The following is a 21,447-nucleotide window of genomic DNA, read 5'->3' on the forward strand; positions in this document are numbered from 1 at the left end:
TGAATACCCTGCATTAGAAATATCTCGGACTGATCACCCTGGCTTTCTTGCCGGGGAATAAAAAGCCAATGGATATTTCATGTGATCCGCTCTGGAAAGAAGACATTTTGCTAACGGTAAGATCATACGCATATCCCAACCTGAATTGATTGGTGATATTAAACTGTACCAGTGCGCTGGCGGCGTCCAGTTGCTCCAGGTTCTTATCCAGTGCGGGTTTACTCCAGATCTTCACCCCGGTGCGGTAAGAGCCGCCAACCCAAAGGCGGTCGGCTATAAAGAATAAAGCAGTGAGGTCTACATTGGTAGGTCCTTTAAAGTCTTCTTTTACGAGGATAGATGGTTTGAACTTTACGGTTTCAGACAGGTCGAACATCATGCCGGCGTTTACATACAGGTGTTGTGTTTTACGGATGGTTTTATACTGGTATCCTTTCCAGTAATAACGGGAGGCATCTGTATAAAGGGAAAAGAGATCCATTACGGAGGCGCCTGCGTAAAATTTCGAGGTGAAGTAATAGATTCCGAACCGTGCATCGGGTACCCAGGTGGATGCCCTGCCCATAGGAATGGTAGGATCATTATCATCGTTGTACACAAGGGCGTTACCGTCGATAGCATATTGCGTAATCCCTGCTCCTACTCCCAGGCATAAACGTTTATCGCCGTCTTCATTCAGCGGAATACGGTAGGAGTACATTCCATAAATGGAGGTAGCGTCCTGGGGGCCGAGTTTATCATACATTACCTGCAGCCCTAATCCTACGCGGTTATCGCGGGAGGCGTTCAGGGCGCCGTCTACAGATACGCCGCCGGTTTGGGGACCACCGGGGAAATTAACCCATTGCTTTCTGTAAATGGCATTTGCAAACAGATCTTCTTTGTAACCTGCGTAGGCCGGGTTTACACTCAACATATTAAAAACATATTGGCTGAACTGTAGATTCTGCTGCGCCTGTACTGATAGCGGCTTATACAGCAACCCGGAAAACGTTAACAACAGCATTAACTTTGATTTCATGTTTATGCTCATACGAGATCCTTTAAGATGTCAATAAGTAATGATTACCGAAGTAATTTGACCTCCCCGTTAAATCCCTGTCCAGTTTGTGCTGTACATCATTTCAGTATGTAGAAGTAAATACTTTTATTGAGGTCCTATCACGAAACAATCGTTTTACCATTTCTGTCCGGGTACAATAAACTCGATGATCTGATTCACATTGCGTGGTGGTAGCAGGATACAGTGCAGCCAAAGGATATGTCAATGTTAGAACCGAACAGACAAAAGGGGTTGGACGTGCAACGGGCACGCTTTTTCCCATAGAATATGAGCTACAAATCAGTTTTTGAAAACGGTTGTGAAGGATACCCTCCATTATCTACATACATCAATAGCAACCAGAAGGGTATCTCCCAGCCTCTATCAACAATAAAAATGGTAAAAGGTTTACTGAATTTTATCATTTGCAGCAGAATAACATATGTGACAACATAGGAATCCTATCTACACGGGGTTACAGCAGGTACAACAGCATCGCTGTAATAGCGCCAAACAAGGTATTGCCGAAGTTCACCGTATCATTACCGATGATGTGTTTGCGTTCCAGTGTGGCGCCCAGCAGGGAGTCTGCCAGGTTACCGGCAATACCGGCAATGGCCACAAACCATACGGTTTCGTCCATACCAAAGCAGATACCGTAAAGTAAAGCGAGGATGCCTGCGCCCGCTGCGCCCAGCAGGGTGCCTTCCAGGCTAACCACCCCATCCAGCCCCCTGGCCTCTTTTTTAAAAGTGAGGATATTATAAAAGTTGCGGCCGTATACCATGCCCAGTTCGGACGACAGCGTATCGGCAGTAGCCGCGGCCAGGCTGGCGGCCAGCATCATCCGGTACATATCGTCGATATCAGGGTTTATGAGCGCCAGCAACGCCATGATAGCGGCAACGCCGCCATTGGCAAACACCTGACCGGCCGTGCGCTGTTCAGGGGGGTTTTCTCCCGGAAAAACTTTCAGGTACTTCTTATGTGAGGTAGCGGTTATGCCCATGATAAAAAATGCGCCGAGCAATAACAGTCCGCCGTAGCCGGTTCCTGCGGCTACCAGCAGGGCTACTGCCGCTGCCATCACGCCACCGCCCGGGGTGAGCTTACGTTTTTTCACACACAGTACCGCGATGGCGATAATCGCCACCAGTATAATAATCAGTTCGAAGAAAGAAGATAGTTGCATAACAAGCCGCAAAACTATACAAATATCCCGTTCCTGATTTTTTAAATGTAAAGGGCGGTCTTTTCTTTTATAAAGGCATGATGTGCGCTCCAGCTATCCCATACCGCCTGTGCCCATTTTTTCATGGCGGCGTATAGTTCCTCCTCGGTAGTGGCTTTGAGTACATCCTGTACGGTGAGGGCGCCGGTGGTGGCGGGCGGCTCCAGCTTCTCCCAGGATTGCTTCGGGATGATACTGTGCACATGCTGTACCTGCCGCCCGGTATAATTCTTTTCCAGTGCAAGATACAACCCCATCAACGCGTAGGCGGTGATGATATTGCGGCTCACGCCACCGGCATGCTGGGCGCCGTAGGCATCTACAGACAGCTGATGATGGAAATCCGGATGTTGAAAAGCAAAGGTACGGTCGGCGAGCTGATTGAAGAGATCCAGGCATTCTCCGGATGCATTATATCTTTCGGAGGGGGCTAATTGCTGGTACGCAAGATGTAGTTTACAGCCCGGGCAAATGATATTGTTTTCTGTCATGTGCTGCTGAAATTAAATGCTGGTGTAAATACTAAAAATAAGGATTTTACACCAGCATTCTTTCAGTGGTTGTTATTTCGCATACCAATCGCGCAGTCGTACTTCTATTCCTTTATTACCCGCGTCTACCAGGCTTTTGAACTTATTCACATCGGCGAGTCCGCCTTTACCGCGGTAGTGATAAGGGTATACTATTTTGGGTGCAAAGGCCAGTACGGCATCTGCCGCTTCGGTTACATCCATTGTGTATGGCAGGTTCATGCAAACAAAGGCTACATCAATATTTTTCAGCGCCCTCATTTCCGGAATTCCCTGGGTATCGCCGGAGATATAGACAGATTTACCCCCTACTTTCAGCACATATCCGTTACCTCTTCCTTTGGTATGCATAGCGGTGGCGCTTTCCGGGAGGTTGTACATGGGAATGGCGTTGACGGAAATCCCTTCCACGGTTTTGGATTCCCCGTTTTTCAGGGTGATAACCTGGCTGGCTGGGATCCCTTCCAGTTTCGCTGTTACAACTGCCGGGGCAATAATAATTGTATGGGCCGTTTTAACAGTATTGATGGTAGCCGGATCAAAGTGATCGCCATGAATATCGGTTACCAGGATGATATCCGGCGCCGCCAGTCCTTTGTGTGGCTCCGCACCACCGGCAGGGTCCACATAAATGGTTTTGCCTGCCACCGACAACAGGAGGTCGGCATGGTTAATGGGCTGGATAGTAAGATTGCCTTTGGAGGTGGAGATCACATCCGGTGTAACTCTCTGCGCAATGGCATTGCCGGCGGCCAAAAGTACCAGGAGTGCAAGGAAACAGTTTCTCATAATTGCTGATTAATGTGATCGTAAAGTTAAACAATTCCTGCGCTGCGTCCTTTTAAAAATACTACTTTCGTGCTCTTTGCAAAGCACTTAAACAGATGGGATTCCGGCTTATATTTCTTTTACTGGTTATTTTCTCCCCCCGCATACAGGCACAACCGGACAGCAGCCTGCCCGTTGTGGCAGACAGCAGCCGTCCGGCTATTAAAGCCAGCGATACCTTAATACGGTACCGTATAAACGGTGTTTACCTGGGCAGTATCTGGCAGGACCTGAAATATACGGTAGCGCGGCCGGCCCACTGGGGAAAAAGAGATTACATCCGGCTGGGCGTGGTAACCGGCGTAACCGGCATCCTGCTGGGAGGGGACTATGGCGTGAAACAGTTTTTTGTACGCCACCAGTCGAATTTTGTTACCAGCGTAACAGACCAGATAGAACCCTTTGGCAATGCCTATTCCCCGTATCTTGTAGCCGGCATGTATGTAGTGGGAGTAATTGCAAAAGACCGCAACCTGGAACATGGCGGACTAATGGCTGCCAAATCGCTGATCATTTCCACCGCCATTTACGCCACCCTTAAAAGTATTGTGAGACGCGGGCGCCCTACCTATTACGATTCCCCGTTTAGCTTCAATGCTCCCTTCAGCAAAGATAAACAGCATACCTCATTCCCATCAGGACATAGCCTCACCGTGATGACAGTAGCCACCGCTTTTGCGGAACTCTACGGAAAAGATCATCCCTGGGTGCCGTGGGTATCCTATGGCATTGCCGGCCTTACCGGCGCCACCCGCCTGTATGAAAACCGGCACTGGAGCAGCGATGTATGGGTAGGCCTGGCCCTGGGACATTTTGTAACCAAAAGCGTTTTCCGGCATCACCGGGAACTGGAGCATAAAAAGGCCATGCAGCTCATGATGGCGCCCTGATCTGAAACCTGCAGGAATTAGAAATAAATAACTAATTTAGCAGCGCCTATAACACTATGTCATATATGAGTATTCCCTGCTTCCGGCTCGCTGCGCGGATTTGTATTGTTTGCCTTTCCTGTTTTATTTATTTCACCCCTGCTGTGAGCGCACAGTTAAACGTATTCAGTCCCGCAAGTCCGGACGAACGCCTGCTAACCAGCCTGGAACAACAGTTTGAAGCCGGTTACAAAGCGAGGCTGGCCGCCTTCCCATCCAAATACAAAAAAGAATTCCAGGCTGTTTACGACCAGCGCTGGGAAAATATCAAATCCAAATTCGACAAAAAAGAGATCTATACGGCCACCGGCGCCAAACAATATCTTGATAAGTTATTACAGGAAATTGTACAGGCAAACCCGTTATTACAACATCAAAAAATACACTGCTACTTTTCAAGATCGGCTGTTCCCAATGCCAGCTATATCGGCGAAGGCATTATCCTGTTTAACATGGGCCTGTTTAAGCAACTGGAAAATGAGAGCCAGGCAGCTTTTGTACTGTGTCATGAACTGGCGCATTACTACCTGCAGCATAGTGAAAACAGCATTGCCCGTTATGTAAATACCATGAACGGGAAAGATATGCAACAGCAGCTGCGTAAGATCAAAGCCACCGAATACGGCAAGCGGGAGCAACTGGAAAAACTGATCAAGGGGGTTACGTTTAACAGCCGCCGGCACAGCCGGGATCATGAATCCCAGGCCGATTCTATGGGGCTGGCATTCCTGCAACGCACCCGCTTCAGCGTGAATGGCGCCTTAACCGTAATGGCCCTGCTGGATACGGTAGACGTAGATACGATGAATACTGCCGCCAGGTTACAGCAGCTGTTCAACGCCAAAGCGTATCCCTTCCGCAAAAGATGGACAGCCAAACGGGAAGGACTACTTGGCGGACATGCGCAATTGGAAAAAGACCGGGAGATGGAAGATTCTCTTAAAACACATCCTGATTGCAAACAACGCATAAAGCTGCTTGAAGCAATGGCAGGCGCTGGTCAAAGGAACAATACTGCGCCGAATATTATTGACAAAGCCACTTTTGATTCCCTGCAGCATGCTTTTAAATATGAAGTGATCAGTTATGCATTTGAAAATGACCAGTATTCGAGAAGCTTATATTATGCGATTTCCCTGTTACAGGAATATCCCGATGATCCTTTCCTGGTAACACATATCGGTAAGGTGCTGAACAGTTGCTATGATGCACAGAAAGCGCATACCCTGGGAAAACTCACCGACCTGCCGTCGCCCGTTTACACCGATAATTACAATGTGCTGCTGCAGATGATCCAAAACCTGCACCTGGATGAATACCCGGCCGTCAGCTTTTATTACCTGGAAGCATATCAGCCGAAACTGAATACCTATACCGCTTTTATGCGGGAGTTTAATAAATCGCGTCAGTTAATCCAATAATAAAAATTAACGCCCTAATACCTAAACATCATGTACAAAAAAATGTTCGCAGTTGTACTGCTCTTTCTCTCTGGCTGGTCTGCATTGCAGGCGCAGGGTAAGCTTTCTATCGACAATGTGTATTCCGCTTATTTGCGTAACAGCGGTACCATTATGGAGAAGCAACAGATCAAAGGATACTTCTTTTTTTATCTGAGTGATAAAGTAGATAGAAAAACAAATGAATATACTTTGCAGATCCTGGACGAGAATCTCAATAAAGTAAAGGATATCAAGTTCGAGGATAACAAAAAGGTGAATCTCCTGGAAGCCGCATACAATGGTAACAGTCTCTCTTTTCTTTTCCAGGATGAAAAGGAAAGAAAACTCACGATGAAGATATATTCTATGCAAGGTAAGCTGCTCCGTACTTATATCAATGAATACAGCCGCAAAACAGAGGAGTTCATGAAGATGTATAACAAAGACCGCGCAGATAATGAAGCTACCAACCGGCATGTATTTGATGTGGGAGAAAAAGGGTTTGTGTCTGTAATGCCTGTGAAAGACGGAAAAGATTATACCTATGAAATGGATTTCTACGGATCTCAGAAAAAAGCTTACTGGAAATACATCCCGGATGACAAGAACCGGTATGCCCAGGCAGAATACCTGGGTAATACCGATAGTCTCATTATCCTGCAGGTACTGAGCAGAAGACGCCTGATCGGTAATGCCGTGACAGCGCACCTGGTAGGTATCAACTTTATTACTAAAAAAGTGGCATTTGATCTTGAGGGAGAGGAAGATGAATACCGCATACTCCCTTCCAGCATCAAACGTAAAAGCGATGGCACCTTCCTGGTAATGGGGCCTTATTGCGACAAGGGCGAAAACCCGGTAAAAGCTGCCAGTAAAGGGCTTGCTGTTTATGAAATGAATACAGCAGGAAAAATTCTCTCCAGAAAATACAACAGCTGGGAAACTGATTTTGCCAAATACCTTCACACTTCCGGGAAAGGAAAAATAGATGAAATAGGTTATCTCTGTATTCATAACCTCATTCTTTCAGCGGATGGTAAACTAACGGTAGTAGGTGAAGGCTATAAAAGGCAGGTTAGCGCCGGCGGCACAGCTCTGAAGGCATTAAGCATTGCAGCGGGAGTTGATGCATTTAATGCCACAAAAATCACCATCACCGATATGGTGGTCATGACATTTGATGAACATTTTAATGTAACCGGCGCCCAGATATTTAATAAAACAAATAATGCCGCCACTACCCCGCCAGGTATAGATTATGTAAGTCAGCATATGATTGCACTGGCGCTCAAAAGCACAGGCGCTTTTGATTATGATTTTACTACCGGTGATGAAGATAACGAAGCGTTCTCCATCTGTTACAGTGATTATGAAAGAACCGGTGAATACAAAGGACAAACTTTCAATACCATCCACTATAACGGCAGTAAATTCACGCAGGATAAGATCAAGTTAAAATCCAAAGCCAGCCAGCTGAAAATATTCCCGGCAAAGCCTGGCTCTGTGATGATCCTGGAATATTTCAAGAAAGAAAAGCGTATTGATGTGCACCTGGAAAAGATCAGTTAATAATACATTCATCTTAATAAAAAAGCAGCAAAGAAAACCTTCGCTGCTTTTTTATTTTTAGCAAGATCCATTTCGCTGAATTGTTTGGCAAATACCGGCACCTGCTTTATCTTCCTGTAAATTTTTAGTTCTCATGAAAAAAATTGCAGCAGTTCTTCTATCAGTATTTGCTTACAGCGTTTGTTTTGCCCAGGAAGATGGAACATGGATTGAGCCCAGCAAAGAAAGCCAGGCTTATCACGAATACCGCCTCAAAATAAGCAGGCCTCCGGATGGGTTGGAAAAAGTGCTGGCCCTGATTGCCAAGGCCGGTCATGATGAAGACGAGAACACTCCTCTGTCCCAAAAAGATTACATGGCGTTATCCATGCGGGAAAAGCTTACTTATCACCTGATCCATGCAGAATCGTATAGCCAGAACTGTGATGCCATGCCACCGGTTCCGGATGAGCATAAAAAGATTTTCGCGCAATTGCCGGACGCTTTCGGGGAATACAGCTGGAGCCAGCGTCAGCAGAATTTCATGACGGCTAACCGCGATTCCGCCATCGCGTTAATGAGCGCTTCCATCCAGCGCAGCAGCCGGATTGGCGTTAATTATAAAAAGGCGATCATTGACATCAATGGCCGGGAAATGATTCCTTTGCTGATCAGCACCTATAACAGGGATCATAAAGATCATGATATACTCACCCTGCTGATGGTATTGATGAAGAATAATGAATATGCGCCGTTCCTCTCCTCTGTTTCCTACAAAAAGCTGTACGCCAATGAAGGAACCAGTTACCAGGCATTCTTAAATTTCAATACTGCCAATGAAGCGTTGATCATTGAGCGGGCTACTGCATTTTACAATGGGCTTCCTAAAAAAAGTTAGTACCGCGTTGCTGGTGCTGAGTGGCTATGTCTGCTGCGCGCAAACGCCGGGGGTGTACATACCGGTACCCGCCGGCACTTACCGTATAGGTGGGCAGCAACATGCGCTTAACCCGGAAAGACAAGTGAGGGTAGATAGTTTTAATATAGCAGTATATGAAACCACTAACCGGCAGTTTGCTGCGTTTGTGGCGGCCACCGGTTATATAACTGATGCAGAGCAACGGCACGATGCGCTGGTATTTGTACCCGGATTGCGGGAGTTTGAATGGAACAATGATTCCACCGCCTGCTGGCGTTTCCCCAACGGCGTAAGTGCCGGTGGTATTGAAAATAAAATGGGGCACCCGGTTACCTGCATCAGTTATAAAGATGCGCAGGCTTATTGCCACTGGGCAGGCGTAAGGCTTCCCACGCTGGAAGAATGGGAAATTGCTTCCCGTGCCGGCGCCCGCAGCACTTATTTTTTTGGAGAAAAAAAAGCGCTCATCGGCCGCTATGCCAATATCTGGCATGGGAAAGACCACCTGCAGGCCGATAGTTCCGACGGATATATGTATACGGCGCCTGTTGGTAGTTTTCAACCCAATGCCTGGGGGTTGTATGATATGTATGGCAACGTTTTTGAATTCTGTTCCGGCCACATAAAGCCCGGTGAAAGCCCTACCCTGGCGCATGCCCGCGGCGGCTCATGGTGGTGCAGCCAGCGCTCCTGCTCCTTCTTCAATTCCGTGGATATTGGCCGTGTTCACCAGCGGGCTTCCTTCAGCAACCAGGGTTTCCGGACGGTAAAATAATTATGGTGCTACCTGCAGATCTGTTTTGATGGCTTTGGCCGTCATGCTTTGCAGCAACACTGCCGGTTTAAAAGGCACCTGCCATTCATTGCTATTCAGTTTTACGCCTTCGCAGCCGGTAAGCCGGAAAGCAGGCCGTGGTGCGCCCTGTGGCAAATAGCCTTTCATCCAGGAAATACGGTTACGGGTAAACGATAAGTTGCCCGTGCTCCGGGCTGTTAACACCGGGTAATCGTAAATCCTGAATTCATTATCTTCTATGCGGATGTTATGATGCACCATAAAGCCTTTCAGCAGCTGATGGTTTTCGGTCGCTATGGCGATCACATAATTATTATCGGGCGCCAGGTTATACCCGCAGCCTTCAAAGATATTACCGGTGATCAGCACATCCTGTACCGGGCCGGACTCAAACCAGCTGGCGGCATCATCGGCAATAAGGATGGCGTGCATACCGATTCTGTAGAACCGGTTATGTTCTATCACTACTTTTTTACGGGTGGTTACCAGCAATCCTCTTGTATTCACGGCTTCAAACAGGCAATTCCGTATCGTCAGCGACGGTGTCCAGGTGATGTTTTCCAGGCAGTCGCCGGCAACGATCCCATCCGGCAAATCCGTGCTGAGCGTCACTTCCATTTCCCTTTCGCTGAGCATGCGCGCGGAGAAGATCCGGCTGTTTGCATATCCCTGTAACGTGGCAGCATGTACGAAACTGATACTGTCGCCCGCAAAGAAAGCCTGGAATCCATATGTCTGATGATGCATAAACCGCAGTTTCAGTACCCGTGGCGCCACTTTCTCCGTAATTACCAGGTGAGTGCCGTGTACATTCACCGGGTCGTCGTGCAGGCCCTTGAAATGCGAATCCGTAATTATGATGTTTCCTTTGCAGCCGGAGAAGTGCATGCCATCTGCAAACGTGGCCATTACACGACCACTCTTTTCGTCCGGCATGATCTGTATATGGCTGTAGTGAAGATCTTCGGAGAACTGTGATACAATCCCGAGGCCATGCATGTAACGCATGTTGATATGATCCAGCTGCACATTGCGGCAATGCTGAATGAATGCGCCTACCTGGTCGCGGATCCCATCCCTTACGGTAAGCACGTTGCCTGGCTGGCCTTTGAAGCCGGAGAAATCACCGGTAAACTGTACGGTATTGGGAGCAATAGTGGTTGCCATGCTTTTCTGAAATGGCGTCCAGGAAGAATAAGTGTATATGCCCCTGGCGGTATCTGCCAGCACTGCATGGAATATTTTCATGCCCCATTTAGGACCATACCATTCGAGGTGCTGATCAATAATAGTATACTTTGAACCGGGATGTACCGCCGCAACTACCATTTGCGGCGTAACCGTTTTCAGTGTCATTTCCGACATTGAGGGGCGTTCCATATCCACGGTCACATGGCGCATGGTGATGTTTTCACACCGGTCAAAAACCCAGGTGGTCATCTTTCCATGAAAAACAAACTCCGCTCCATTCCCTTCAATGGTAAGGTCTTTGAAGTTTTCGAAAAACAACCCGATGGTTTTTGTTTTCTCCGGCACTTCCGTTTCGCTGGAAGTGTTGGAAATAAAATATACCTTCTTCACGGCGCTGTCGGGGTAAAAATCGTAGCGACCCGGCGCAAATTCCAATATAGCGCCGGGTTTGTCCTTACAGGCTGCAATTGCCTGCTGTACCCGCGTGGTGGCATCTGTGAAGGTATTGGGTGCAAGACCAAAACTATTTACGTGTATCCGTTCCTGTGCGGCAACCGTGAAAGAAAAAGCGATCCCGATGCCGGTAAATATCTTTCTTAAAATATTCATTTGTTGATGATGATAAAAATTCTTTACGTGGAAAAATGATGATGAAAGATTGATACTGTTTTGCTGCAAACGCATATTATTTTCAAGGCGTTTCCTGCGCTGCTGCAGGCAACAGGAAAGCTACTAAATATGCCGGTTATAAGGCAAAAAATTTTCTGCGGCTCCAAACAAAAACGGCGGAACGGTGTTCATAAAGAAAAGTTATTATCATGAAAAAAGTATTGCTGTTTCTTTACTGCCTGCCTCCTTTGCTGATAAATGCACAGCAACAGGTGTTAATTAATAATGTGCAGTTGTTCAACGGGAAGGATAATAAAACCGAAACTGTTAATGTGCTGATCACCGGCAATGTGATCAGCCGCATCTCCAAAGACCCTGTTGCTACCAATAAAAGCATGATGGTGACCATTATCGACGGGCAACAGCGGTTTCTGATGCCGGGTATGATAGATGCCCACTGGCATAGCTTCATGTGTGCCAACACCATGATGGATATGATGATGGGCGAACAGAGCTTCCTTTTTATCCGGGCAGCCAAAGAATCGGAACAAACCCTGCAGAGAGGCTTTACCGCTGTGAGGGATCTGGCCGGGCCGGTATTTGGCATTAAGCGCGCTATTGACCAGGGCCTGCAGCCTGGTCCCCGGATCTATGCCAGCGGCGCCATGATTTCCCAGACTGCGGGACATGGCGATTTCCGTTTACCTACAGATCCTCCCCGTATGTCGGCCAGGGAAATAGCCCGGCCGGAAGTGCTGGGCGTAGGCATTATTGCCGACGGCAGTGATGAAGTGCTGGTAGCCACCCGTGAACAGCTGCGGCATGGCGCATCACAAATAAAACTCGCAGCAGGCGGCGGAGTAGCTTCTCTTTATGATCCGCTGGAAGCGACCCAGTACTCCGTGGAGGAAATGAAAGCGGCGGTGGAGGCGGCGGCCGACTGGGGCACCTATGTTACCGTGCACGCCTATACGACAGCAGCCATTAAGCGCGCCGTTGCTGCCGGCGTGAAGTGTATTGACCACGGGCACCTGATGGATGAGGAATGTGTAAAACTCCTGGCCGATAAAGGCATCTGGCTCAGCATGCAGCCCTTTGGTGGTCCCAACAGCAATACCTATACTGATCCCAAACAGGCGGCAGACAGTAAAATGGTAGGAGAAGGTACGGATAACATCTACCGGTGGGCAAAAAAATATAAAGTAAAGCTGGCCTGGGGAACAGACATGCTTTTTAACCCGGCGGCAACAAAAAACCAGAACCAGCAGGTAATCCGTATGAAAAACTGGTTCAGCAATTTTGAAATCCTTAAAATGATCACCAGTGATAATGCACAATTGCTGGCATTGTCCGGTCCGCGGAATCCTTATCCCGGTAAGCTCGGCGTACTGGAAGAAGGCGCGCTGGCAGATATGTTGCTGGTAGACGGCGACGTATTGAAAAACCTGGAGCTATTGGGCGACCCGGAGAAAAACCTCCTGCTTATCATTAAAGACGGGAAAATATTTAAGAACACCATGCCCCATCCATGATATCAGAACAGGAACCAGATCATAGCCACTGCTGCGGCAGTCATCAGTAATAGTGTAAGTCCGCCGAGCGTATTGGACAGCTTTGAATTGGTATACTCTTTCATAATCTTTTTATTGTTGCCGATATGCATGATCATCACAATCATTACCGGCGCCGTAAGGCCATAGGCAATGGCGGTGTATAACAACGCTTTTATGGGACTTACCCCGAAGAAATTGAGTGATAAGCCTACGATCAGTGAAAAGATAATAGATACATAAAACGGTTTGGCCTGGGAAAACTTCTTATCCAGCCCCGCCTGCCACCCGAGCGTTTCCGCGAGCATATACGACTGCGAACCTGCCAGCACCGGGATGGCCAGCAACCCCGTTCCTAATACACCCGTGGCAAAAATCAGGTAGGTAAGTTTTCCTGCCAGCGGTTCCAGCGCTTTGGCGGCCTGATCTACCGTATCTATCTCTCTCACACCGGCGGGAAATAATACGCTGCCAGTAGTGAGGATGATAAAGAACATCACGATATTGGAGAACAACATCCCCGTGTTTACATCTGTCTTCATTTCACTCAACACCCTTTTATCCACCACAATCCCTTTGCCGTTATGTGCCTGGCCTTCCGCTTCCATAGTCGTTTGCCAGAAAAAGAGATACGGTGAAATAGTAGTACCCAATATCGCAACGATGATAGAGAAGAAATCTTTGTTGTACTGAATGGTGGGGATGAAAGTATGTTTTGCTATATCGCCCCAGTTTTGTTTTATCATAAAGGGCACCACTATATACAGCAGCAGCGACATACAAAGCCACTTCAGGATCATAGCAATTTTTCTGTAGGAAAACCGGATGATCACAAACATCATCAGGGCAGTGATTCCTACACAAAAAACGGATACAGGTACCGCCGGGAAGATCATATGACACACTGCTCCCATGCCCTGAATATCCGCGCCTATGTTCAGCGTAATGGCCGGAAAACTGAATAACAGCATGATGTAAAGTACCGGCCTGGGATAATTCCTTTTCAAGGTAACCGTTAAGCCTTCGCAGGTAACGAGCCCGATGCGGGCGCACATGCCCTGGATAGCCGCCATCAGCGGAAAAGTGAGCAATGATGTCCACAAAGTGGCCAGCCCGAACTGTGCTCCTGCCTGCGAATAGGTAGCAATACCAGACGGATCATCATCACTGGCGCCGGTAATTAAACCTGGACCCAGCTTTTTAAAAAACGAGATGGGTTTATTGGGGGAATCCTGTTTATCCATGAACCTTGTCATTAATGGGTATGTGGTAAGTTAATGGAAATCCGGGATATATAGCGTCCGGCGCCAATACTGTTGCCAGCAGCGGCGTGGTGCTGGCGAACTACCCGTGGATCCTGTTGATGGTATTTAGTCCTGCAAGATCCGCCCCATCTATTTCAGGGACCCCGACGGCAACCTGCTGGAGGTAAGTAATTATATTTCAAAATAAACATCCAGGGGAATATTGTTTTTATGCGAAAAACAATATATTTTTATGCTGCTAATGAGAATCAACCTGTTTTGTTTCAGCTTTGACCCGCTGTAACCGGACATGGACCCTATAACCAAAATTTGAACATGCTATAATTGACTTGTTTTTGCTAATCACGAAGCTTAATTATTTTATCTAAATCTGTACTGTAGGCCCAACGACTGTAGCGTAGCCAACTACATACTGGTTTTTATTAACCTTTTACACAGCAGATGCGATGGATCCCGGTCCGTCCAAAGGTGGTGTTTCTATCAACAACAAAATCTTTAATAATGTTATAAGCCTTTATGGGCTTATCTATTCTGTATATATACTTTAAACCAAAATCTGTATAACTATGAATAAAGCGGGCGTCTGCGCCTTTCAAGACCCGATTACTTATTAGACCAAAATCTGACGCGTAGTCGCCTGCCCGCAACATTTTCTTATATATCTAAACCAAATTGAAACCGTATGAAAAAAGGTTTACTACTATGGCTTTTGCTAGCCATTGGTGTGGTGCATTCCTATGCCCAGACCCGAACAGTTACAGGCAGGGTTACAGATGCCATTGACGGACAAAATCTACCCGGCGTTTCTGTGATTATCAGAGGCACCAAAACAGGCTCTGTATCCGGTGCAGATGGTAAATTCACTATCCAGGTAGATCAGGGAGCCGTATTACTTTTTTCGTTTGTAGGTTATGAAACAAAAGAAGAAAAGACCGGTAACCGCGCCAACATCAATGTTTCCCTAAGCAGTAGTAATAAAGTATTGAGTGAAATACTGGTAACAGGCTATGGAGAACTGAAGAGAAAAGATGTGACTTCTTCTGTGAGTCACGTATCTGCAGCACTGATTAACAACCGCCCTTCTACCAGCTTTGACCAGGCTTTAACCGGCAGGGCTGCCGGTGTGAACATCAGCACTTCTTCCGGTTTGCTGGGAGATGCAGTAGCCATCAGGATCAGGGGTGTGAACTCCATTTCCAACAGCAGTCAGCCGCTGATAATTGTAGATGGTATTCCGTTAAACAGCAATAACAACTTAAACGTATTTAATGGTGGTAACGGTACCCGTTATAATCCAATGGCGGACGTTAACCCCAATGATATCGAATCTATAGACATCTTAAAAGATGCTGCTGCCAGCGCATTATATGGTTCGAGGGCTGCCGGCGGTGTAATCATCATTACCACGAAAAGAGGCAAGAATGGTACCGTAAATGTTAACTACAACACCTATGTAGGCTGGAGTAAAGCCGCCAAGTTACCTAAACTGCTGAATGGCGACGACTTTACAGTTATCCAGAATGAAAAGGCAAAGAATGGTACCAAAACAGGTGGCGTTGTTCCCATACTCGCAAAAGATATTGATGTTGATGGAGATGGTAAAGCCGACAGAACAAACTGGCTGGATGAAGTATTTCAGACCGGCTTAATCCAGAACCACCTGTTGTCACTCTCCGGTGGAACAGAAAAAGTAAAATTCTATGGTTCCGGTGAATATGCTGATCAGAAAGGTATTGTGCTCGCTAACCGCCTGCGCAGAGGTGGTATCCGCATGAACCTGGACGTAACACCAATGAAATGGCTGAAAGCAGGTCTCTCTTTATACAGCTCCAAAGTGTTGAACAACGGCGTATTGTCTGATGGCTACCTCGCAGGATCCACTTTTTCTTCCTATAACGCCATGCCTAACGTTCCGGTGTATGATAAAAACGGAAACCTGTATATAAAATCGAGCAACGGTGACCTGGCAGATGGCAATAATATTACCACCAATAAGCTGAACCGCTTTTTTCATCCGCTTTCCAATTTACAACTTGGAAGAAACGACAATACCACCAACCGTACCTTATCTAATGTGTACCTGGAAGTAGAGCCGGTTCCCGGGTTAAAGTTAACCTCCCGTTTTGGAGTGGATTTCATGCAAAACTTCGAAGACCAGTACAGCGGACCATTGCAGGCTGGTTTAGGATTAGGCAACAATGGACTGGTACAGGAAAACCTGCTAAGGCAAACACTGTGGAACTGGTCTAACTACGCCACCTATACGAAAGCGATCAATAATACGCATTTCATCAATGCAACGATTGGCCAGGAATCGCAGCATATGGACCGAAAAGAATTATACACCGGACAGGGTAACCTCGCTGACTCTTACTTTAAAGAAATCTACGACGGTTTGTTTGCCGGTTCTGACAACAGTTATACCGGTGGCGCCAGAATCGCCAATTCATTCGACTCCTATTTTGGTAAAGTAGGTTACAACTACGGATCGAAATATTACTTTGATGCAACCCTGAGAGCAGACGCTTACTCTGATTTCGGTCTCAATAAACGTCGTGGTTACTTCCCCGGTGCATCTGTTGGATGGAGAATTTCTGATGAAAACTTCTTCAAAGAAAATGTGGGTGTTATCAGCGACCTGAAATTCAGGGCCAGCTATGGCATGGTGGGTAACTCCAATATCAGGGCCTATGCTTTCCGCTCTCTATATGGTGGTGGCCAGTACGGCGATCTGAATGGTTTTGGTGTATCACAGATCGGTGACCCTAACCTGCAATGGGAGAAATCCAAAAAACTGGATATCGGTATAGATGTTACTCTCCTGAAAAACAGGATTACCTTTGTAGCCGATTATTTCAGCTCCAACATCGATCACCTGATATTGAATGCACCCATTCTTAATACCGTGGGGATTCCCTGGGGAACTCCGGTAGGTTCCATTCTTACTACCAATGTCGGTACCATGTGGAACAAAGGACTGGAGCTAACGATCAATACCCAGAACATTACTACCAAAGACTTTACCTGGACTTCCAGCCTGAACTTCACTACTATTAAAAACAGGGTGACCCAAACAGCAGATGGCACCGATATCGTATCAGGTAATAACAGGGTGAGTGTAGGCAAAACCATCGGTGTTTTCCGCCTGATCAAATGGGGCGGCGTAAATCCGGACAATGGTAACCCGATGTATTATAATGCCGCAGGAGAATTGGTGATGTACAATCCCGATCCCAACGTAGCTACCGCTAACAAATGGACTTCTCCTGATGGCAGCAAAAAAATGAGTCCCGTAACATCTACTGATGCGGTATATCTTGATAAATCCGGTATCCCTTCCTGGTATGGCGGTTTCACCAACAACTTCTTCTATAAAGGCTTTGAGGCTACTATTGCACTCCAGTACAGCGGAGGAAGTTATGTATACAATGCTACCAGGGCCGCATTGATGAGCAATTATTTTGGTAACAACCTGGAGGAAATCAAAAACAGGTGGACGCCGGAGAACAAGAATTCCGATGTACCACGACTCGTACTGTCCGATGCACCTACCAACCAGGCCTCTACCCGCTGGCTGGAAAAAAGTGATTTCTTAAGAGCGCGTGAAATCAGCATAGGTTATACATTCCCTGGTGTGAGAGAAAAACTTGGCTTAAGCAACCTTCGTTTGTATGGTCTCGTTCAAAATGCATTTATCATCACCGGCTATAAAGGCGCGGATCCTGAAATTACCACCAACCGTGATGGCAATATCAACCTCGGCACAGATAACCGCGGTGTGCCTATCCCCCGGATATTTATGCTGGGCTTAAATGTTGGATTCTAATTGTTGGCAATTAAAAAAATGAATTATGGACTTTAGATATAAAAAGAACTTCCGGAACAACATCCACAGCGGTTTAGTCATGAGCGTTGTTGCCATCGCTACTTCCCTGCTGTTTTCCTGCTCCAAGGTAGATGACCAGATCCCTTTTTCCAAGCTTACGCCTAAAGAGGCTTTCAGTACGCCGGAAAGGGTGGAAAAATCAGCTATCGGTATGTATGATGCCCTCCAGAATGCTGAATTCCTCGGAGGCCGTGTATTGATCTATTCTGATGTCAGAGGAAATGATGTGGATATCTCCTCTTACTTTGGTCAGGTGCCTACTTTTAACATGCTTTCCAATAATGTATATGCTTTTAACTGCTGGGCCGGCGGCTACAGAACGATTTTCGAAAGCAATTACTTTACCCTCAATCTGCAGGAGAATGAAGCGGTAGTTGGCGCTGAAGCTGCTGCCAGTTATTATGCAGAAGCAAAATTCATCCGCGCCCTTTCTTACTTTTACCTGGTAAATACATACGCGCAAACTTATACTTCCGATCCGGCAGCCGGTCAAATGGGCGTACCGCTGGTATTGATTGCTGCAAAAGACGGCGGTGAAGCGATGGATCCTAAAAATAAGATTCCACGCAACACCGTAAAAGAAGTGTATGACCAGATGATCAAAGACCTGAGCGAGGCTTCAGCCGCACTTCCCGTTAGCACCGGCGATGCCTACTATGATCATGCCAGGGCTACCAAAGGAGCTGCACACGCGCTGCTGTCACGTATATACCTGTACCAGGGCAACTGGGCCAAAGCCAGGGATTACGCAGACAGCGTATTGCTGTCGTCCTACGGCTATGAGCTGGATCCTACTCCCGCTACCGTATTTGCACCAGATAATTACCAGTCATCAACAGAACGTATTTTCTCTGTTGCCATGACTTCCGGTGACAACCCCAATACCAACAACGCGATGGGGCAACATTACGGCAGCAGTGGCAGAGGCGATATCGTTATCAGCAAATCCTACTTAACGCTGCCGGGCTTCGACCGGTTCACTGATCTCAGGGGTAAACCATTATTCACCTTTGTAAAAGGCACTCCGGACTCCATATGGTACACCAAGAAATTCTTTGGTAACAGCACCGTGGATGCATGGGTACCTGTAATCCGTCTCGCCGAAGTGATGCTGATCAAAGCTGAGGCGCTGGCAAGATTAAATACCGCCACCGCTGATCCGGGCGCTATTACCCTCCTGAATGCAATCAGAACCAGGGCTAATGCCGCTCCACTGGCGCCTGCCACACAAGCCGCGCTGATCACCAACATTCTCACAGAGCGCAGAATTGAGCTGGCTTTTGAAGGACATGGCGAATATGACTTCCTGAGAACCCACCGCAATATTCCTGCCCGTGGAAATGTAGATGAACAGGAATGGAACAGCAGTTACGTGATTTTCCCCCTGCCTGCTACGGAAGTGGAACGTAATCCTAATATGAAACAAAACCCCGACTACTAAGCCGCAACGCTTATTCATAAAAGAGGGCTGGCCAGTGATCTGGTCAGCCCTCTTTTCTTCTTTTCTAAAAAAACTATTGTAAGATAATTTTCCTCACTGCTTTTCCAAAACGTTCTACTACATAAATATTTCCTTCTTTATCCACACAAATACCATTAATACTGTTATAGGTAGCCTGGTTCAACGTTCCATCATCATTGCCTGCAACCGGATTGCTACCACCTTTCCAGCCGGTGATCCGCGTTACCTGGTCGTTGGCTATTAACCGGATGGCATTATTATCTGCCACATACATTTCGCCGGTTACCGCATTGCGGGCCAGGCCGGTAATGCCACTGAACTGCGCACCGGTAAGCGATCCATCACTATAGCCATACTGATTACCGGCATACAGCTTTTTAACGCCGCCTGCAATTTTAGAAACAAACGGATTGTCCCAGTCGCCACCGTAGAACAGCGTTCCACTGTTATCGATTACCATTGTGCCCGGCGCGCTCTGGTATACATTTGGCGCCAGCGAACTGGCATTGCCCGCACCATCGAGCCGGTATACGCCTGAATATTGTGCGCCTATGTAAACCGTACCATTTTTATCAATACCTAACCCGATAGGCGTAAATGCTACACGCGCTAATGTTGTTACATTCCCGGCCGGCGTAATTTTGCGGATGCTTCTGTTATTCTGATCACATACGTAGAGATTATCCTGCGCGTCCACCACGCAAGCCACCGGGTAATTGAATGCCGCAGCAGTTCCGTTGCCATCTGCATTTCCTGTAGAACCATCGGTTTTCCCTGCAAAAACGCTCACCGTTCCGCTTGCCGTTACTTTCTTTATCACATTCAGATCAAGCACGAATATATTGCCGCGGGAATCCACTGCCACGCCTTTCGGCTCGTCAAAAACAGTTTGCGACGGTCCCCCCACAATGGTGATCACGCCTGCCCTGCGGAATACAGGACCAGTGGCATCCAGTGTGCCCACTTTTACTTTCAGCGCGCCGGTGCTTACCCCAACGGGTACCACTACACGAAGCGTACTGTCGGTGGCCGCTGTTACCGGTACTACCAGGCCATTAAAGCTAACGGTGTTCTCTGCCGCATTGGCGCTGAAGCCGAGTCCTCTTACGATCACCTCCGTACCCGCGAGGCCGTTATCGGGTATCAGCTGCAAAATGCCCAGCGACTGCTCTTTAAACAACGGACCTTCTGTTTGCTGCCCGTTTACAGTGAGCTGCATTTTCCCGGCGCCTGCTCCGGCAGGTACTTTTACGCTTATACTCTTATCCGCGGCCGCAGTAACAACAGCAGTGTGCCCATTGAAAGACACCGCTACCTCGTCGGTGAGAGCGCTGAAGTAATCGCCTGCGATATCCACCGTAGCGCCGGCCGGCGCGCTGAGCGGTGTTACCGTTCTGATCACCGGTTTGGGAACCACGGTAAATACCTGGCCAATCGTTTTCTGTCCGTTGATGCTTACTGCTACCGGACCAGTAGCCACGCCTTCCGGCGCTGTTACCACCAGCTTACCGGCAGCGGCGCTTATTACTGTAGCTGCTTTACCATTAAAGGTTACGTTATTTCCGGCGGCCAGGGTATTAAAGCCTTCCCCGTTAATGGTTACCGCCGTACCGCTACCCCCCTTCAGCGGCTTGATGCTGCGGATAAACTGGAAGGAAAATTCGGGGCCGCTTACTTCTTTTCCATCTACCATTACTACTACCTTGCCGGTACCTGCACCTTCCGGTACTGCTGCTACCAGCAACGTATCAGCTGCACCCGTGATCAGCGCTTCTTTTCCATTGATGGTTACCTTTGCCGGCGCTTCCATACTGCTGAAGCCGGCGCCGCGGATAGAAATATTCGTACCTGCGGGACCGTTAGCCGGACTGATACCATGCAAACTCAAAGCCTGGTAAGTGTAGGCGCCCAGTTCCATTTTACGGTCGCCGGATTTTACGGAGAGCGGACCAGTACTGCCATTTTCCGGCGCCAGTACTATCAGCACGGAATCGCGCGCATCCAGTACCCTGGCTTCTATACCGTTAAAGCTTACCAGTACGTCTTTAGTGAGTCCCTGTCCCTGCAGGGTAACAATTGTACCTGCATTTCCGCTATTGGGCCAGAACGTTTTTACATTCATGGCCACGGCGTTATGATCCCGATCTTTCTTGCAGCCTGCTGCCAGTAACAACACTACCAACAGCAGGTATAAAGCATATTTCATTGTCAGATGATTA

15 protein-coding genes are annotated in these 21,447 nt (G+C 47.6%); 8 read left to right on the top strand and 7 right to left on the bottom strand.

Annotated features, from left to right (window positions below; all coding sequences use genetic code 11):
• Window positions 1-13: 13 nt before the first annotated feature.
• The 4 genes from ACMXI2_RS20265 to ACMXI2_RS20280 all read right to left on the bottom strand — a co-directional run bounded on the left by ACMXI2_RS20265 (window position 14) and on the right by ACMXI2_RS20280 (window position 3,592).
• Window positions 14-1,021, bottom strand: coding sequence for a PorP/SprF family type IX secretion system membrane protein (locus tag ACMXI2_RS20265; RefSeq protein WP_483777888.1), 1,008 nt, complete (start codon window positions 1,019-1,021; stop codon window positions 14-16).
• 496 nt (window positions 1,022-1,517) lie between these two features.
• Window positions 1,518-2,234 (bottom strand): DUF92 domain-containing protein, encoded by a 717-nt coding sequence (locus ACMXI2_RS20270; protein WP_483777889.1) that lies wholly within the window; start codon window positions 2,232-2,234, stop codon window positions 1,518-1,520.
• 41 nt (window positions 2,235-2,275) lie between these two features.
• On the bottom strand, window positions 2,276-2,764 hold the full coding sequence (locus ACMXI2_RS20275; protein ID WP_483777890.1) for a DUF5946 family protein: 489 nt from the start codon (window positions 2,762-2,764) through the stop codon (window positions 2,276-2,278).
• A gap of 72 nt (window positions 2,765-2,836) precedes the next feature.
• Window positions 2,837-3,592, bottom strand: a complete 756-nt coding sequence (locus tag ACMXI2_RS20280) for an MBL fold metallo-hydrolase (protein WP_483777891.1) — start codon at window positions 3,590-3,592, stop codon at window positions 2,837-2,839.
• Window positions 3,593-3,687: 95 nt separating this feature from the next.
• Here ACMXI2_RS20280 and ACMXI2_RS20285 point away from each other — a divergent pair, with 95 nt between their 5' ends.
• The 5 genes from ACMXI2_RS20285 (at window position 3,688) to ACMXI2_RS20305 (ending at window position 9,244) form a co-directional block, all read left to right on the top strand.
• A complete protein-coding gene (locus ACMXI2_RS20285; protein WP_483777892.1) occupies window positions 3,688-4,521 on the top strand; it encodes a phosphatase PAP2 family protein in 834 nt (277 codons plus the stop codon).
• A 65-nt stretch (window positions 4,522-4,586) separates the two neighbouring features.
• A complete protein-coding gene (locus ACMXI2_RS20290) occupies window positions 4,587-5,981 on the top strand; it encodes a M48 family metallopeptidase (RefSeq protein WP_483777893.1) in 1,395 nt (464 codons plus the stop codon).
• Between the two features lie 42 nt (window positions 5,982-6,023).
• A complete protein-coding gene (locus ACMXI2_RS20295; RefSeq protein ID WP_483777894.1) occupies window positions 6,024-7,571 on the top strand; it encodes a DUF6770 family protein in 1,548 nt (515 codons plus the stop codon).
• A gap of 133 nt (window positions 7,572-7,704) precedes the next feature.
• Window positions 7,705-8,448 carry a hypothetical protein gene (locus tag ACMXI2_RS20300; protein ID WP_483777895.1) on the top strand — a complete coding sequence of 248 codons (744 nt, stop codon included), beginning with the start codon at window positions 7,705-7,707 and terminating at the stop codon, window positions 8,446-8,448.
• Window positions 8,426-9,244, top strand: coding sequence for an SUMF1/EgtB/PvdO family nonheme iron enzyme (locus ACMXI2_RS20305; RefSeq protein WP_483777896.1), 819 nt, complete (start codon window positions 8,426-8,428; stop codon window positions 9,242-9,244). Before ACMXI2_RS20300 ends, ACMXI2_RS20305 begins: the two co-directional genes overlap by 23 nt.
• Here ACMXI2_RS20305 and ACMXI2_RS20310 read toward each other — a convergent pair whose 3' ends face one another.
• On the bottom strand, window positions 9,245-11,065 hold the full coding sequence (locus tag ACMXI2_RS20310) for an alpha-1,3-galactosidase-related protein (protein ID WP_483777897.1): 1,821 nt from the start codon (window positions 11,063-11,065) through the stop codon (window positions 9,245-9,247).
• Between the two features lie 209 nt (window positions 11,066-11,274).
• Between ACMXI2_RS20310 and ACMXI2_RS20315 the strand changes: the two genes are divergently transcribed.
• Entirely contained in the window at window positions 11,275-12,597 is a 1,323-nt protein-coding gene (locus ACMXI2_RS20315) for a metal-dependent hydrolase family protein (RefSeq protein ID WP_483777898.1), read from the top strand.
• Window positions 12,598-12,599: 2 nt separating this feature from the next.
• Here the strand turns inward: ACMXI2_RS20315 and ACMXI2_RS20320 are convergent, their stop codons facing one another.
• Window positions 12,600-13,859 (bottom strand): NRAMP family divalent metal transporter, encoded by a 1,260-nt coding sequence (locus tag ACMXI2_RS20320; RefSeq protein WP_483777899.1) that lies wholly within the window; start codon window positions 13,857-13,859, stop codon window positions 12,600-12,602.
• Between the two features lie 703 nt (window positions 13,860-14,562).
• On the opposite strand from ACMXI2_RS20320, the gene ACMXI2_RS20325 reads away from it, so the two are divergent.
• Together ACMXI2_RS20325 and ACMXI2_RS20330 are read left to right on the top strand one after the other, a co-directional pair.
• Window positions 14,563-17,706, top strand: coding sequence for a SusC/RagA family TonB-linked outer membrane protein (locus ACMXI2_RS20325; protein WP_483777900.1), 3,144 nt, complete (start codon window positions 14,563-14,565; stop codon window positions 17,704-17,706).
• A 25-nt stretch (window positions 17,707-17,731) separates the two neighbouring features.
• Complete coding sequence (locus ACMXI2_RS20330; protein WP_483777901.1) at window positions 17,732-19,207, top strand: RagB/SusD family nutrient uptake outer membrane protein; 1,476 nt, start codon at window positions 17,732-17,734, stop codon at window positions 19,205-19,207.
• Between the two features lie 73 nt (window positions 19,208-19,280).
• Here the strand turns inward: ACMXI2_RS20330 and ACMXI2_RS20335 are convergent, their stop codons facing one another.
• Entirely contained in the window at window positions 19,281-21,434 is a 2,154-nt protein-coding gene (locus tag ACMXI2_RS20335) for an IPT/TIG domain-containing protein (protein ID WP_483777902.1), read from the bottom strand.
• Window positions 21,435-21,447: the final 13 nt, after the last annotated feature.

Source organism: Chitinophaga sp. G7 BAM 1005 (genome assembly GCF_057126945.1).